Source organism: Alphaproteobacteria bacterium (assembly GCA_040218575.1).
Taxonomy (GTDB): domain Bacteria; phylum Pseudomonadota; class Alphaproteobacteria; order JAVJRE01; family JAVJRE01; genus JAVJRE01.
Window position 1 is genome coordinate 322,120 of sequence record JAVJRE010000005.1, and the last position, 14,570, is coordinate 336,689.

Consider the following 14,570-nt stretch of genomic DNA (forward strand, 5'->3'; position numbering starts at 1 on the left):
AGGCCACCCTGATGTCCGCCAGCCCGCAAGCCCGTCCCGTCTCGGGCGGCCCGTTTCCCGCCCTGACCCTGCCGCTCATCGGCGGCGGCACGTTTGATGCCGCCGCACAGGATGGCTGGTGGATGCTGGTGGTTTATCGCGGCCGCCATTGTCCCATCTGTAAGGACTATCTGGGCGAATTGCAGGAACGGCTGCCGGACTTCCAGGCGTTGGGCGTGTCAGTCATCGCCGTCTCGGCCGATCCGGCCCACAAGGCGCAGGCCGATGTGGCGGAGTTCGGCTGGACTTTCCCCGTGGCCTATGACCTGGCAGAGGACCACATGCGCCGGCTTGGTCTCTATGTGTCGGCGCCGCGTTCGCCGCAGGAGACCGACCGCCTGTTTCCGGAGCCGGCCCTCTTTGCGATCGCTCCCGGTGGCGCCATGCACCTGATTGACATCGCCAACGCGCCGTTCATCCGGCCGGCTTGGTCCACCGTGTTGCGCGGCCTCAACGCGGCCATCACCCGTGACTATCCGGTGCGCGGCACGGCCTGAGGGTCTGACCCTACGGGCCGCCCATAAAGGGCTTCGCCCGCGCCTCATAGTCGAAGTAGCCGACCAGGGTCTGCACCTGGCGCACGGTCATCTCGCCGCTCAGCTCGTCCGCGCCGCCGGCCAGGGCGGCCAGCGCTGACTGCATGGCACCCACGGCCGGGGCCAGCAGGCTGAAGGGATAGGCGGCGATTCTCAGTCCCAGTTTTTCGGCCTCCGCCCGCGGCGGGCTGGCGCTGCGCCCGCCGGGCGACAGCACGCCAAAGGATGGCCGGCCGCCGGCGGCCTGGACAGCGCGGCGGATCTCGTCCACATCGCCGGGCGAATCGAGAAACAGAATATCGGCTCCTTCCGCCGCAAAGGCGGTGATGCGCGCCGCCGCCTCATCGATTCCCAGCGTCGGCCGGCAATTAGTCCGCGCCAGCACCAGGATGCCGCTGTCCCGGGCGGCCTGCACGGCCGCGCGAATTTTCATAACCGCCTCATCCCGTGGCAGGACGATCTTGTCGCCCACCGACAGGCTGTGCGGGATGATCTTGTCCTCGATCATTACGGCGGCGGCGCCCGCCCGACCATAGGCGCTGACCGTCCGCTGCACATTCATGGCATTGCCATAACCATGGTCGCCGTCGGCCAGGATCAACAGCTCCGGCGCGCCTTCGCGCGCTTGCGCCAGGGCGTCCATCATCTCGCCATAACCCACCAGGTCCAGATCGGGGCCGCCGATGCGGCCGGCGGCGACGCAGGCGCCGGACAGGAAGGCGGTGGCGAAGCCGGCACGGCTGACCAGCCGGGCGGTGAGCCCGTCCCACACCGCCGGCATGATCTCCAGGCCCGGCCCGGCCAGCAGGGCGCGCAATCGCTCCGGCGGGCTGGCGGGCGGGCTCTTGGGCGGGCGGGCGAGTGGCGGGGCAGGCGAGGTCATGGCGATGCTCCTTGCGGCGGGATGCGGCGGACCGGCCATCAGTAAAGCCTGTCCCGGCATGGTCGAACAGTCTGCCTCGCCTACCGTGCCACGCCGCGCCCACCGCACCATGCCGCGCCCACCGCGCCGCGCCACTCTGGACAGAGCCCCGGCCTTTGCCCACAGTCCGGCCTTGTTCCGGCCCGCGCCGCGGGCCCCGTCACCGGGCGTTCCGCTATGCGCACATCTCCCTTGCACGAGCATTTCGGTATCGAGATCCACGACGTGGACCTTCGCGACGTGACCGCAAAGCGGCTCTATCCGGAGATTCGCGCCGCCTTCGAGGAGCATACCCTGTTGCTGTTCCGCGGCCAGTCGCTCGATGCGGCGGAGCATCGCCGCATCGCCACATTGTTCGGCCCGCCGGAAGACCTGACCGATGCCGCGCCCGGCGCAACGCCGGCCAGGCCCATGGTCTCCAATCTGAAGGACAGTGGCGCCGTCGCGGCCGCCGACGATCTGCAACTACTCAATCTTCAGGCCAATTTCATCTGGCATACCGACAGCACCTTTCTGCCGACGCCGGCCATCTCCAATGTGCTGGTGGCCTGCGTCCTGCCGGACCGCGGCGGCAATACGGAGTTTGCCTCCACCCGCAACGGCTGGGCGGCCATGGACCCGGCCCTCAGGGCTGCAGCACGGGACAAGGTGTTTATCCACCGCTACGCCCATTCACGCCAGATGATTGACCCGGTCCTCGGCCGCCAGGAGATGTTCACGAAGTATCCCGATCAACCGTGGCGCTCTACCTGGACCAATCCGCTGAACCAGCGGGAGGCGCTGCTGATCGGCGGCCATGTGTGCGCCGTTGTGGGCATGACGGCGACGGCCGGGCGGGCGCTGGTGGATGACCTGACCGCCGCGGTGACGCGGCCCGAGGACATATACAGCCACTGCTGGCGCGACGGTGATGTTCTCATCTGGGACCAGCGCGCCGCCCTGCACCGCGGCCAGCCCTGGCCCTATGCGCAGGAGCGTACGCTGGCCAGCATCGTCTCATCCGCCGTCGAAGCCGATGGCATCGCCAGCGCGGGTGTAGCGCGTGCTCAACGCCACCAGATAAAGACAAAGGAGAACAGGACATGGCCTGGATGATTGTCAGCGAGGACGGGCCCAAGGGGCCGGCGCTGCGCGCCGATACAGCCGTGATGGACGCGCACTGGGCGCACGAACTCTCTATCAAGGACAAGATTCTGGCGGCGGGCAGCCTGCGGGCCGATGACGGCATCACCAAGATCGGCAGCCTGCTGGTGCTGGACGTGGCGACCCGGGCCGACGCCCTGGCCATCTTCCAGGCCGACCCCGCGACCAAAGCCGGCCTGCGCGGCACGACCCGGATCACCTACTGGCACCCGGCCATCCTGGCCGGCGCAGAGGTGGACTAGACAGAGAGAATTGGCGGAGGGGGCAGTCTATTGCGAACCCGTCTCTGACCGAGTTTCCCTGTTCAACAGGGAAAATACAGGGAACTCTATGTCGATAGTGAGAAATGCCTGTCCAGAGGGCAAGAAATAGCTCTGGTTTCAGCCGATTCTCGGCCAATTCCCTAATCGACTGAACAGGGAATTTCCCAGAAGGAACAGGGACCCTTAGAACGAGAACAGGGATCTCACTTGCCAAACGGGAACGGCTCTTCGAGTGGCCTGCAGGTTCAAATCGGGGGCACGCTGCAACACGGCACTGCTGCAATTCGATTGATGCTTTCTCAAGCAGGCGAATGAACCCAACTACGGCAAATGGTACCAAAAAGATTGTTTGACTGATTTTTCGTGAACGATGGATTGTTGGATTGTACGGTTTGCAACGATAAAGGGACGATATGTTGGAATCATGGACCAGATTGAATTTAGATGGATTGAGCGACAAGAGCTTCATCTATCGCATTATTTCAAGGGATCGACTTTTCCAGCTCTTTGATAACGGGGAGAACGTCCTGGTCGCCCCTTCGAAGTGGGAAGATCCGTTTGAAAATTTTATCCTGCGCGCGCCGATCCAGCTGAATTCCGGCGAGTGGGGCGATTTTTCGTTCCATGACGACTTCTATGGACAATGCTGGACGCTGCATAAATCGTCCGACGCCATGTGGCGCATCTATTCGCCCGGGAAGAACGCGGTGCGGATACGCACGTCCATTAAACGGCTGGGACAAGGTCTGTCTGTCCACCACGGTCAGTGGGCACATATGCAATGTTATGTCGGCCGGGTGGAATATCTCTCGGAAAGCAAGCTAAGGAAATTCAGCGAAAGAGTCTTTAAGGGAGGGCTGTCACCAAAAGCATGCGCGCGGTCACTATTGGTGAAGCGGTGGGCCTTCAAGCATGAGCGCGAGATCAGGCTGCTGTACTTCGAGAAGAAGAAGGAGAAATGGGCGAACGGGCTTTATCGCTATCGTGTCGATCCCCATGACTTGATTGATCAGATCATGATCGATCCGAGGCTACCGGTGAGCGAGGCCGAGACTTTCAAGGACGAAATCAGGACCAAGACCGGTTTCAAGGGCGAGATCAAGCGGTCGCTGCTATATGCCCCGCCAAAGGGGTTTGTCATCCGACTCCCCTAACCCTCGCCGCAAAGTGCCGTGGTTACTTGTCGTTACCGTCATCCGGATCAATGGCATCCAGATAGATTTCCACTTTGGGTGGCGGGACCGGAACACCGCCATTCACATTGACGCCATGGTCAAGGAACCAATTGATCGCGTGGCGATTCAACTCGGCGCAGACCAGTGATCCCATGTGGCAGATTTCCTGGAGCGTGCGCGGCGGGAGATAAATGCGCCGGCCGGGCCGAAACAGGGCCTCGCGGTTGACCCACTCGATATTCAGTTTGGGATTATCCTCTCCCTCGAATTTCGAACTGTCGATCGGCCCTTTTGAATCCAGGGTCAGAACATGCTCCCTGCCCCCGCCCTCGGTGATCGAGGAGTCGAAGCCGAGCCAGGTGATCCGCAATCCATCTCCGGTGTTGCAATCCTTATCGGTGACAATGCCGCCGCGATGGGTGAGGCAGTTGCGTGCCTGAGTGAGTGTCTCGAAATGATCGGACAGGCGGGTATCGATTCCGTGGCGCCGGCGCAACTGGTCGAATTTTAGTGCCAGGCCATGCCGCTCGAACTTGTCGCATGCCTGGTTGGCGTCCCTACTTCGCTTGTTTTTCATACGCGCATCGGCATAGGCGATGACCATGTGCACGAAGTCCAGAAGCGGCTCAAGCGCGGCCACCAATTCGCGGAAGCCGTTGCCGATAATCCAGGCGCGATAGTCGTCGCGAAAGGCGTCCATCTGCGTCGGCGTCGGATCGCGCGGCGCGTTGATAAGCTGAATGAATCCGTCGAGATGAAAATCGGCCTCGCTGGCCTCGATGGAACAGTTCCAGCCATAGGCCATCAACATGGCCGCGCGCGTGACGCGGGTGTCACCGGCCCGCGTTGCCATGGTAATTGCCTCGTCGACATTCAGACTGAGCGTTGTCATCGCCTATCCGGGTCCCCGGCACAACGCGCCTAGTCGCGGCCGCCCAGGGCCGTGGACGGGTCGTATGTGTCATTCGGGCGCAGAAAGCTGTTGAGCGCGGTTAGATATGACCTCAATGCGTCCCGGAAGGCGTCGGCCGCGGGATGCATCTTGTCCCAGTATTCCTTGTTGGCCCTGTTGGACGCCGCGACGGCCGCCTCCATGCGCGCCCTGTCGCCCGAGCCGACGGCGGCGCCTTCCTCTATCATGGTTGCTTTCAGCTCTCCCATGTCCTTGATGACCAGCTTGCGCGCGTCAAGCGCGGCCTTCAGGGCTTCCTCGGCATGAACACGGACGGGCTCGTCGTGACCGAAATAGACGACGATCCGCTGATATGACTTCGCCAGCGTCGCGACGTTGGCGCGAAACTCCTGCTGGTAATTAAAGAGGGAGCGTCCTTCGTCGTAGGGAGTATCCCCGAAATTCAACGCCAGCCTGTCGTGCAGCAGCTCGATGGCTGCGTCATAAAACGCCAGCAGCCAGTCCCTTCGTTGTTGCTCGTAGTCGGTCCGCAATCGGCCGAGGATTTGAATGTCCGATTTCACGCCCTCGAGCCGAGAGGTGATGTCGGCGATATCCTCCTTTGTTGCGAGGTTACGGCCCTTCTCGGCGGCATAGGAACCGACATACTTGCGGAGCATGAATCCGGCCAAGCCGGCCAGGGCAAGGAGAGCCGCGCCGATCAGGCCGTCCGTCATTCACATCCCCTTCGTCAGGTCGAGGACGCGCCGGCAAAACTCCTTCAGTTCCTCTGTGCTGGTTTCCTCGGCCGGGTTGCCGCCGACCTCGGCGTGGCTGTCGCCCCGGGAATATTCATTGATATCTCGCAAATCCTCGAGCGCCCCCTTGTAGGGGTGATCGTCCGGCGCGTCTTCCAAGATGCGGATGATTTCCTCAAGGCTGGCGGCCTCGCTGAACAGACCGGGATCGCCGTTGCGGTAAAAGGCTTCGCAGACGGTGCGCAGGCGTGTCCGGATATAAATCTCCTTATGGGGTTCGCCCTCGACGAACTCCTCGATCTGCATCCGCTCGGTCACATGCCGGGGCTGCGTGGCCGCGGCGATGTCGAACGGCGCGATGGTGCTCATGCCCGGCGCGCCGGTTTGGAGGGCGAGCGAGGCCATCTGGCCCTGGTCGATCTTGTCCCATAGCAGACGAAGAAAGGATTTCTCGTGCGAGAGCACGATCGTCTGCGCCGCCCGGCCGCATAGTTTCCTGATCTCGATGGCGGTGAATTGGCGCCGGAAACTGTCCAGGCTGGTGAAGGGATCGTCGAGAACGATTATGGTATCGTCGATATCGGGATCGGAATTCACCTTGGCGAGAAAAAGCGCGAGCGCCAGGGTCGATTTATCGCCGGCGCTAAGCGTGTTGCGGAAACTGGGCTTGTCGAGTTCATCCGGCGCGCTGCGCGGCGATACTGGCACTTCCCGGATCAAGATGTTGTAGCTGGCGGCCGGTTCCTTGCCGCGATAATCGGGCGGCCGATAGTCAATCCGGAACCCCGCCGCCAGCCGCTTGAGATAGGTGTTGATGGCCGTGCCGAGATTGCCCGTGATGGCCTTGTCGTGCTCGTCCAGCTCTTCGCGCAGCTTCTTCTTTTCCGCTGCGATCTCCTTTCGCTTCTTTTTGTAGTCGGCAAGCCTGGTCGCCACGGCCGCGATGTCGTCCTCGTGGCGCCGCTTCGTCGCCTGGAGCAGCTTCAGCTCGTTTTCAAGGCCCGGCAGGGCGGCCGGGTCCAGTGACTCTTTCAGTGCCTTGATCCGTCCGAGAAACTCCGTGATCCGGGCATTGGCCGACTCGATCGCGGCCCGTCCCGAGTCCCAGGCCGCGAGGGCGACATCCATATCGCCGCCGGAGACGGCCTCGGTCAGATTGCCCTGTTTTTGCGCGAATAGCTTGTCCAGCCGGTCTTCCGCTTCCTCCATCGGCGTGATCAGAGTGGCGGCCGCTTCCATGTCCGGCGGGTCCAGCTTGCCTGCCTCCCGCCAGTATCCGAACTGTCCGCTGTTTTGTTCGTGTATCTTCGTGACCGCCTGGCGAAACTCACCGTTGCCATACCCGGCAAGCGTGTCGCGGGCCCTTTTCACGGACGCTGCCAGCTCCTTGTAGGCGTCGCTGAAGATGTCCTTGTAGGCATCGACCAGGCTCCGGTCGGCGAGGCGCTGGCCGCAAAATGGACAGTCCTCCGTTTGCATGAAGGCCTGCCCGGCCTCCAGCCAGCCTTCATGGGAGGCCTCCTGCCCCTCCGGGTCGCACTCATGAGCGGCGATATGGGCGCGCACCTTATTCAGCGCGTTCTCGGCAATCTCGTCGATGGACCGGGTCAGTAGTCCGCGCAATTTGTCGGTAGGCGTTGGCAGCGGGTACAGGGAGGGCTCGGCGGCGGCCTTTAGCTCCTTGGCGCGCCGCGCCTGCTGAACTTGCGTATCCTTCGCGGCGATGGCGTCGTCTATGTCATGCCGCGCTTCGAGGGCAAGGAAGTTCTCGACCTTCATGGATTGCGGACCGACCGTGCGAATGACGGCCTGTAGCTCGCCCTCGGCCGACTTGATCTCCTGGTTGTTCTTTCGGTTTTCCTCGTCCAGCTCGGCGATGCGCCGGACACGGCGGACGCCCTCTTCGCCGATAACCAGGCCGTATTGGCGGCGCAAATGGTCGCCTGTCACGATATCGCCGGAGAATACGTTGTCGTTGACGAACGCACTGTCATAGACGGCGATTGCCGGGCGCGGTCCCGTCCACGCCCCGTCTTCGAATATGGCGTTTTGGGAACCAAGGCGCAGGACGGCCTTTGGCGGGGCTACGGCGTCGAGGGTCTTGCGGCCCGCCAGGATGGCGGGACAGTTCGTCGTCAGGGAGCGGAGGATATCGGCGAGCGTGGACTTGCCCCAGCCGTTTTCCCCGTAAACAAGCGTGCATTTCCCGAACACCGCCCCCGCGGTGGGCTTCGCGGTTTCAAAACGTCCGATGTTCTGAATGAATTTGATTTCGCTTAGCATGGGTCAGGTCGAGCGGACTATGACGCTTCCCTGCGAATGTAGACAACTATACCGTCGGACACCGCTATCCCTTGTCGCAGAACTCAACTAGAGAATAAAGTAGAGTGTTCAAAGTCTGGTGAGTCGAATCCTAACCCGTAGATTCGGGGAAAGAGCAATAGGTCACTCTCTCCCTGCTTATTGGTCAACTTTCGCCCATCTGAGTCCATTTTTGTTGGGCGCGTAGTGCGTGTTTGCGCTGGGCGAGCTATTTCGGCGAACCTGCAGAATTAGCAGAGTCGCCGACCCTCGCACGCGACGAAAGCGAACCGTCCGACTCGCCGGCAGAGAATACAACCGCTACACGTGTGGAGAAGCCGGCTTTTCCGGATTCTCCGGTTCACTGTGTCGAGACCGCCCGGCGACAGGCCCGGAAATTCCGAGGCACAGCGCGCCCGGTTCTCTGCTTACCCAAAAACACAATGAAAAAAAAGACTAGTTGGCGGTGCACGCAGTCTTGTGCGAACCCGTCTCTCTCGCATTTCCCTGTTAAACAGGGATGATACAGGGAACTTTGCCGATTTGAGAGCGCCGCACAGTTATTTCGGGCTAGATACTGGCTCTATTCCTATGTTTTACGGAGCAATTCCCTAGCATACCGAACAGGGAATTTCATACCTCATAACAGGGAAAACGATACCTAGATCAGGGTACCTGAACTACCAAACAGGACGTCTTTGTCCTCCAAATCCATGTAGCGAAGAGCGCTCCTCGGGTGCAGGCTTTCAGCGTCTGCTGCAAACGCTGGAGCATAGAAAATGGCTGAGAGAATCCAACGTCTGACTCGCCGCGAGCTCTACGATCTTGTGTGGGAGACGCCAGTTGACACCCTTGCCAAGGAGCTTGGCATGTCCGGCCGTGGCCTGGGCAAGTTGTGCGAGCGCAATAGTATCCCCGTACCACCTCGCGGCTACTGGGCCCGGAAAGCGGCAGGCTACAAGGTGAGACGCTCTCCATTACTCGATGTCGATGGTTCCAGGCAACCCGAGGTAGTTATCGACCTGCGTTTCGTCCGGAGGGCTAGCGGGCCCGGTCCGAATGACAAGGACGCAGAGCCGAGTCCTTATCAAGAATTCTTCGAAAGGCAGCTACGGGAGATTGGGTCGATCCGGGTCAAGGCACAGATCCGAAACCCACACCCTATGATCGCCGGCTGGCTGAAGCGCGAGACAGCTGATCGGCAGCAGGCGCGAGATGCACCCCACGGGTACACATACTTTACTGCAAAACACGCCACGTCGCTTGGCCGACGTCGCCTCAGGATTCTTGATGCTCTTTTCCACGAGCTTGAACGGCGTGGATGTAAGGTAGAAGCGGAGGAGTTTCGCGAGGACAATCTCTCGATTCGCTTGGGCCGTGATGCCGTCGAATTCACGTTTTCAGAACGAATCCGTCAACGTCGTCGGCGCCTCACCGAGGAAGAGAAGGCGGGACACTTCAATCCAAAGCAGGAATGGACTCAGACCAAAGAGCCGACTGGGCAGCTCATCTTCAAGCTCTCCAGATATGCACTCGATGACATATCCAAGAGCTGGCAGGACAGAGAGGACAAACCGCTGGAGGATCAGCTTCCCAGTGTCCTTGCCGGGCTGCTGACAAACCTCGCCTATGTCCGGGAAAAGCGCGAAGCCGACGAGGCCGCGAGACGTCGACGAGACGAAAGAGAAGAAGAAGCAAGAAAGCTGGAAACCAAGCGTCGGGCAGAGCGTGACCGAAAGCTTGGCCTTCGTCAGAGAGTCAAGGCCTGGGAAGTCGCCGCCCGTATCCGGGATTATGTCGCTGCAGTCGACACGGCAGTGGCAAGCGATGACCTTTCCGCTGAGTACTCCACGGTCGAACACTGGCGCACATGGGCGCTATCCCACGCCGACGAAATCGATCCCCTGGTCAGCGGCGACGCTATGGAGACCGATCTCCTCTGGCAGGAAGAACCAGCCAGAGATTCAGGCTACCACTAAGCCTCGAGAGACCGTCCACGACGGGAGCCAGACGGGTTCTGGAGCCAGCGTTGGCGGCACAAAAAGTGATAAATCTATCCCTTCAGCTGGCTGCGCACATGATCAACCCAGGCACGACGACGTGAGGCGCTCAGAAGTTTCCCTTTGCAGCTTGCGGCAAAGTCAGTTTGTTGGCGTCAGATCCGACACTGCCTTCCTCAAGCGTTCATTCTCCTTCTGGTGCCGCTTGAGTTCCTTCAGTTGGTCGGCTCCCATCCCGCCATACTGCTTGCGCCAGCGGAAATAAGTCTGCTCGGTTATACGAACCTCGCGGATCGCATCGACCCGTGCCGCTCCACGGCCGACAATCACCTCGACCTGCAGAAGCTTCGTGACAATCTCTTCTGGCTTATGCCGCTTGTTCGCCATGTCGGCCCTCCGTTTTCCTAACCATATCGGTGGACCACTTCATTGGGGGGGGCACACCCTTTCTAAAAACAGCGCCCAGAGATCGCGGGCTGCGTTGTTTCGCTGCTTCATTCGAGTACGCTAAGAACCTCAGTGCCTCGCTTGACGACAACACGCCTTACGTGATCACGGATGTCTTCAACCGAATGATCAACGGCTAGTTCAACCACGCGCTCTTGGCGACCTCGCCTTTCCCGCCAATGCGCATACGGATAGTCGGAAATACGAGCAAAAATCGTCTCATCTCTGGGGTGCGGCATCGGCCTGGTGCAGCCGCTGTTGATCGGACAGAGCCAAATCGTATCCCGATGTGCATCAATCAGCGACCTTGTATCGACTTCAAGAACATCGTGCTCCTGGTCGCGATAGGCTTTGGCATTGGTCAGTTTGTGGAGGCGCGCCTCCGAAAGCCAAAAGAAGGCTTTGGCGTTCAGCAGTTCGTACCAATCCGCCGGAGAAAGGCGGTCGGGCAAAGCCCTTCTAAGACTTGAATCACTCATTGGGATTTGGTCGCGCACAACGGCCCGAGGCAGACCGCCGCCTGTCACTTCAACGCTCTCCGGTCGATGCTGGCTTTCGATCTCGGTCCGTCTTGGTGGCTCAACCGCGTAGTGGTCCAGGAGCGCACTGGTGCTCAGCAGACCATATTGCTTGATCGATTCCCATGAGCCCCGCTGCGCCATGTGATACAGCGTGGGGCAGTCAGTGATCAGCTCTTCAAGTTCCGCTTCGGTCACCACGCTCTCCGATCAATGACGTTGCGCCAGTTGAAATTCGTCGACAACAGAGAAACGGGTCGGCCTGATATTCTTTCGATCTCCTCAACAAAGCTGATCGTTTCCTGCGAGAGCTGCTCAAAGCGAAAAGCCTTTCGGTTATTCACGTCGAAATAGTCGACAAATGTCAGGGCGATGTCCGTCGGGCCATTTAGTTGTACGGAGTCACGAAACTGAAGCCAGTCGAACTCCGCGATCCGGCGCGGCCGGTCGGTGGTGGTAGTCCGCTCGGTGCGCTCAAGTTCCTCTAGCGGAATACCGCTACGTCTATGGATTTCGGCCATGTTGACCTCGTGCGCCATCGGACCGGATGGCCCACCCACCCGGATCGGATAAGTGCGACAGACCATGATGATCTTCCGCACATTCGAAGGCGCTATACCTGCGTCAGCCAGACAACCCGACACAGTCGTATCCCTCGTCGTGACATGTGGATAGTCACCGTGATGAAGGCTCAGGCCGGTGCCCTGCGTGCCCTCCAGCAGGATCCGCCTGCCGGCTACCATCGCGTCTGCCAAGACCTGACGTGCGCTTCCCAGAAAAGGCTGGAGAACCTCGCAGTCGCGGGCGAGGAACGCTTCTTTTTTGTCTTTGTAATCTGACCGGCCCGTCATTTTTCGCGCTGAAGCAAGTCCCACGCCCTGCGCTGTGGAGCTGATGCTGCCGAACCGCTTCCTTTCTTCCTTGCGGTCCGCGTCGGTGATGATCATCGCGCGGGGATCGATAGTAAGCCTCTCGGCATCGATCTTGTGCTCCGCGATCTCTTCAAGGAGCATCTTGGGGTAAATCACAGCTCCTGGACCTAGGAGCAACTTCGCATTCGGAGCCCGCCGTGTGCCCGACGGCAGGTGATAGTATTTGTCTGGCTTTGGCTCCGCATAAACCTGGTGACCCGCATTTGGTCCACCCACACGCACCAAAAGACTATATTCAGGCGCGATGTGGCCGACGATGTTCCCCTTACCCTCGCTTCCGAACTGACCGCCAATCAACACATCAACCAGGGCGTCGTTAGACCGCGGATAGAGATTCAAAAGCGCGGTGGCCCGGACGAGGACGGCTTCTTCGCTGCAGCGGTCCGTAGAGACGACGATGTCCGCGACCGCCGAGAGTTTCTCGATGGCACGCTCAGTCCGATTTCGCTTCAGTTCGTCATAGGCGACCGCTTCGTCGTCTTCTCTACTGCGTGATTCGTAGCGCTCGCGCAGTTCCTCTTCTGTAGCGGTCAGATGGATGTGATGAACTTCGGCGCCGTATGCCCGTCGGATCGCCTCGATCTGACCCAAGATGCGGACCGAGTCGACGACGTAGAGGCCCTTTGGCGTCTGTCCCGTCGCGTAGCTGTCGACTGTACGCTGAAGGGCCTCTCCGACCCATGCGCCGCCGTCTTCTCGGTCAAGTCTCTGGCCCACCCGTTGTAAGGATTTGCGCTCGGGCCTGGTATTAGGAGCCTTCTTAAGAATTAGCTCGCGTGTCTTGATGATTTTGGCGCTGTGCTTTTCCTTAAGCAGTCGCACCAGGGCGGACTTGCCGGAGCAGATGGGTCCGGAAAGGAGAACGATACGAAGATTTGCGCTCCCGATAGCCACCTAGAGCAACTCGAGTTGCACCCGCTTCGGCGGGACATCGTAAACAGTTACAAACAATCCGGCACGTACCATCACATCATCAAGCATCTCTCCTATAGTTGACCAATCGCCTCCTGCAGATCCTGTACCGATCTTGGGCATGTGAATACTTGCCCCAATGGATGCGGCACGATCGGCAACTTGTTCAAGGCAGGTTTGCAATGCCGCGTATCTAACTCGGGGGAAAAGTGATGGACCGAACCCTTCCTGCCCGATCAGACTTGCGATGGTTAAATCCTCGCTCGTTTCCGAAAAAATCACGCGCCCCAAACGATCACGCTGCGGAATCTGTATGACTTGTTCGGTGTAGGACTCTTCCGCGTCCGGGAAACGCTTCGCAATCTTGCGGGCGACTCCACCGCCCCATTTGACGGCCCTGTCGTTGACCAGCTGACAAATGATCTTTCTACCGCCGTTGCGAGGCTCTAGGACGCTCCCGTGGAGCAGTCGTATCGGAAAATGGTCTTCTTGAGCCCGGTCAAATCTGACCAGCCCAGCCACCCTCGGGTAAACGCTTCCCGGATAGGCGGTCAAACCAACACACTCGATCTGGGTCGGAGCATCCGTCACCCAGCTTTCAACCGAGCGATCAGTGTGTCCTATGGCAGTGCAATGATGCACAATACTCTCGTCTGGAATCGCCAATCCTGACAGACGAATCTTTGGAGCTGTTGGTGAGCTGACAAAATAGTCGATCTTATAGTGCCGCCTACCGTTCTCGCAGACAATTGGCGATGAAACGAAGATACCGATGGGCTTCTCGGATATCTTGGCTAGGCGGGTCAGAAAGGCTTCGGCCGACACGTCGTAATTGCGGCGCTGACGCATTAAGTCTTCGATTGGGGGAATGTCCGATACAGCCGATAGACTGCCGATCGGAAGCACAAACTCCGAAGCGGCCAAATTGCACAACATTTCCAACTGCCAGTCGTCGGCAGCTTTATCACCACCGCGATTGCGAACCTGCTCTGACCAGTCAGGAAAGAGGAGGTGTGCGATTTCATGAGCGATTGAGAACCGCACCCGCTCACGCGGCTGCTGAGGATTGAATTCGATCTTTGGGCCGCTTTCAGTCGCCACCAGTCGTGCGTCGGCTACGCTAGAGTTGGCCTCAATCTGCACTTCAAGCATTTCGGCGATGCGAAGAGGGTTGAATGGTGGGCCTTCCCAACCCCTCTCGCGCGCTCTCAACACGAGCGCGCGCGCTGCATCTTCTATTGCGGCCAGTGGGTCTGCATTCCTCGCAAATGCCCGTACCGAGGCGTTGGTCCAGTTGATTGAGGGAGCGTTAGACATTTTATCTATCTATCTGCCCCCATTAGGTGGTCCAGCTTTTATGAGAGAGTCTGGCGCGGGTTAACGCCCGGTTGTTCAGGCTGAAGCGTAGCGTAGGCCTGCACAACCGGGCGCGGCAAGGCAGCTTTTGGGGCTGGTGGTCGCTAGCCCAGGGAGTTGCGGGGGTCGGATGGTGTTGTCGCGCTGTCGCCAGCGTTCGATGAGCACCTTCGCCTCCTTCAGCGTGTAGAAGATTTCCATGTTCAGGAGTTCGTCTCGGAGTCCACCACCTGCCGCAGTGACAGCGGATAGCGGATGTACAGCATCGCCGCCAGACGGATAATCTCGGGCAAAGAGTTGAAACAGCGAAACGGGTTTTTCCTCCGCAAAGGCTATGCGGCGACCCTGTCAGACCCAAGCCGGTTTGGTCTGACAA

The 14,570-nt window shown here is 59.8% G+C and carries 12 protein-coding genes and 3 pseudogenes; 5 read left to right on the plus strand and 10 right to left on the minus strand.

The genetic code is table 11. From position 1 onward, the window contains the following. The first annotated feature begins 11 nt into the window (after positions 1-11). Positions 12-536, plus strand: a complete 525-nt coding sequence (locus RIE31_07550) for a peroxiredoxin-like family protein (protein MEQ8640442.1) — start codon at positions 12-14, stop codon at positions 534-536. Between the two features lie 10 nt (positions 537-546). Here RIE31_07550 and RIE31_07555 read toward each other — a convergent pair whose 3' ends face one another. Continuing rightward, positions 547-1,458, minus strand: a complete 912-nt coding sequence (locus RIE31_07555; GenBank protein ID MEQ8640443.1) for an isocitrate lyase/PEP mutase family protein — start codon at positions 1,456-1,458, stop codon at positions 547-549. Positions 1,459-1,674: 216 nt separating this feature from the next. Between RIE31_07555 and RIE31_07560 the strand changes: the two genes are divergently transcribed. From RIE31_07560 to RIE31_07570, 3 genes are all read left to right on the plus strand, one after another. Then, the gene (locus RIE31_07560; protein ID MEQ8640444.1) at positions 1,675-2,592 is read left to right on the plus strand and encodes a TauD/TfdA family dioxygenase; all 918 of its coding nucleotides are present in this window, start codon (positions 1,675-1,677) and stop codon (positions 2,590-2,592) included. Continuing rightward, complete coding sequence (locus RIE31_07565; GenBank protein MEQ8640445.1) at positions 2,580-2,882, plus strand: YciI family protein; 303 nt, start codon at positions 2,580-2,582, stop codon at positions 2,880-2,882. Before RIE31_07560 ends, RIE31_07565 begins: the two co-directional genes overlap by 13 nt. A 470-nt stretch (positions 2,883-3,352) precedes the next feature. After that, complete coding sequence (locus tag RIE31_07570) at positions 3,353-4,057, plus strand: DUF2971 domain-containing protein (protein MEQ8640446.1); 705 nt, start codon at positions 3,353-3,355, stop codon at positions 4,055-4,057. 22 nt (positions 4,058-4,079) lie between these two features. Here the strand turns inward: RIE31_07570 and RIE31_07575 are convergent, their stop codons facing one another. Genes RIE31_07575 through RIE31_07585 form a run of 3 tightly spaced genes read right to left on the minus strand, consistent with a single transcriptional unit; the run spans position 4,080 to position 8,011 of the window. Continuing rightward, positions 4,080-4,970 carry a hypothetical protein gene (locus RIE31_07575; GenBank protein MEQ8640447.1) on the minus strand — a complete coding sequence of 297 codons (891 nt, stop codon included), beginning with the start codon at positions 4,968-4,970 and terminating at the stop codon, positions 4,080-4,082. Positions 4,971-4,999: 29 nt separating this feature from the next. Then, positions 5,000-5,707 (minus strand): hypothetical protein, encoded by a 708-nt coding sequence (locus RIE31_07580; protein MEQ8640448.1) that lies wholly within the window; start codon positions 5,705-5,707, stop codon positions 5,000-5,002. Beyond that, positions 5,708-8,011 carry an AAA family ATPase gene (locus RIE31_07585; GenBank protein ID MEQ8640449.1) on the minus strand — a complete coding sequence of 768 codons (2,304 nt, stop codon included), beginning with the start codon at positions 8,009-8,011 and terminating at the stop codon, positions 5,708-5,710. Positions 8,012-8,808: 797 nt separating this feature from the next. Here RIE31_07585 and RIE31_07590 point away from each other — a divergent pair. Beyond that, positions 8,809-10,008, plus strand: a complete 1,200-nt coding sequence (locus RIE31_07590) for a hypothetical protein (protein ID MEQ8640450.1) — start codon at positions 8,809-8,811, stop codon at positions 10,006-10,008. An 86-nt stretch (positions 10,009-10,094) separates the two neighbouring features. Here RIE31_07590 and RIE31_07595 read toward each other — a convergent pair. The 6 genes and pseudogenes from RIE31_07595 to RIE31_07620 form a co-directional block, all read right to left on the minus strand. Next, positions 10,095-10,416, minus strand: a pseudogene (locus tag RIE31_07595) (transposase). Positions 10,417-10,523: 107 nt separating this feature from the next. Beyond that, a complete protein-coding gene (locus tag RIE31_07600; protein MEQ8640451.1) occupies positions 10,524-11,192 on the minus strand; it encodes a hypothetical protein in 669 nt (222 codons plus the stop codon). Continuing rightward, positions 11,189-12,820 (minus strand): adenylosuccinate synthetase, encoded by a 1,632-nt coding sequence (locus RIE31_07605; protein ID MEQ8640452.1) that lies wholly within the window; start codon positions 12,818-12,820, stop codon positions 11,189-11,191. Before RIE31_07605 ends, RIE31_07600 begins: the two co-directional genes overlap by 4 nt. Then, positions 12,821-14,155 (minus strand): macro domain-containing protein, encoded by a 1,335-nt coding sequence (locus RIE31_07610; GenBank protein ID MEQ8640453.1) that lies wholly within the window; start codon positions 14,153-14,155, stop codon positions 12,821-12,823. Positions 14,156-14,298: 143 nt separating this feature from the next. Beyond that, positions 14,299-14,422: pseudogene (locus RIE31_07615) on the minus strand (integrase core domain-containing protein). Further along, a pseudogene (locus RIE31_07620) lies at positions 14,416-14,523 on the minus strand (IS6 family transposase). The pseudogenes RIE31_07615 and RIE31_07620 overlap by 7 nt, the downstream one beginning before the upstream one ends. Positions 14,524-14,570: the final 47 nt, after the last annotated feature.

What these genes read in the sequence shown, in the direction of transcription:
- RIE31_07550 (MEQ8640442.1), top strand. Translation starts at nt 12, where the DNA reads ATGTCCGCCAGCCCGCAAGCCCGTCCCGTCTCGGGCGGCCCGTTTCCC.
- RIE31_07555 (MEQ8640443.1), bottom strand. Translation starts at nt 1,458, where the DNA reads ATGACCTCGCCTGCCCCGCCACTCGCCCGCCCGCCCAAGAGCCCGCCC.
- RIE31_07560 (MEQ8640444.1), top strand. Translation starts at nt 1,675, where the DNA reads ATGCGCACATCTCCCTTGCACGAGCATTTCGGTATCGAGATCCACGAC.
- RIE31_07565 (MEQ8640445.1), top strand. Translation starts at nt 2,580, where the DNA reads ATGGCCTGGATGATTGTCAGCGAGGACGGGCCCAAGGGGCCGGCGCTG.
- RIE31_07575 (MEQ8640447.1), bottom strand. Translation starts at nt 4,970, where the DNA reads ATGACAACGCTCAGTCTGAATGTCGACGAGGCAATTACCATGGCAACG.
- RIE31_07580 (MEQ8640448.1), bottom strand. Translation starts at nt 5,707, where the DNA reads ATGACGGACGGCCTGATCGGCGCGGCTCTCCTTGCCCTGGCCGGCTTG.
- RIE31_07585 (MEQ8640449.1), bottom strand. Translation starts at nt 8,011, where the DNA reads ATGCTAAGCGAAATCAAATTCATTCAGAACATCGGACGTTTTGAAACC.
- RIE31_07590 (MEQ8640450.1), top strand. Translation starts at nt 8,809, where the DNA reads ATGGCTGAGAGAATCCAACGTCTGACTCGCCGCGAGCTCTACGATCTT.
- RIE31_07610 (MEQ8640453.1), bottom strand. Translation starts at nt 14,155, where the DNA reads ATGTCTAACGCTCCCTCAATCAACTGGACCAACGCCTCGGTACGGGCA.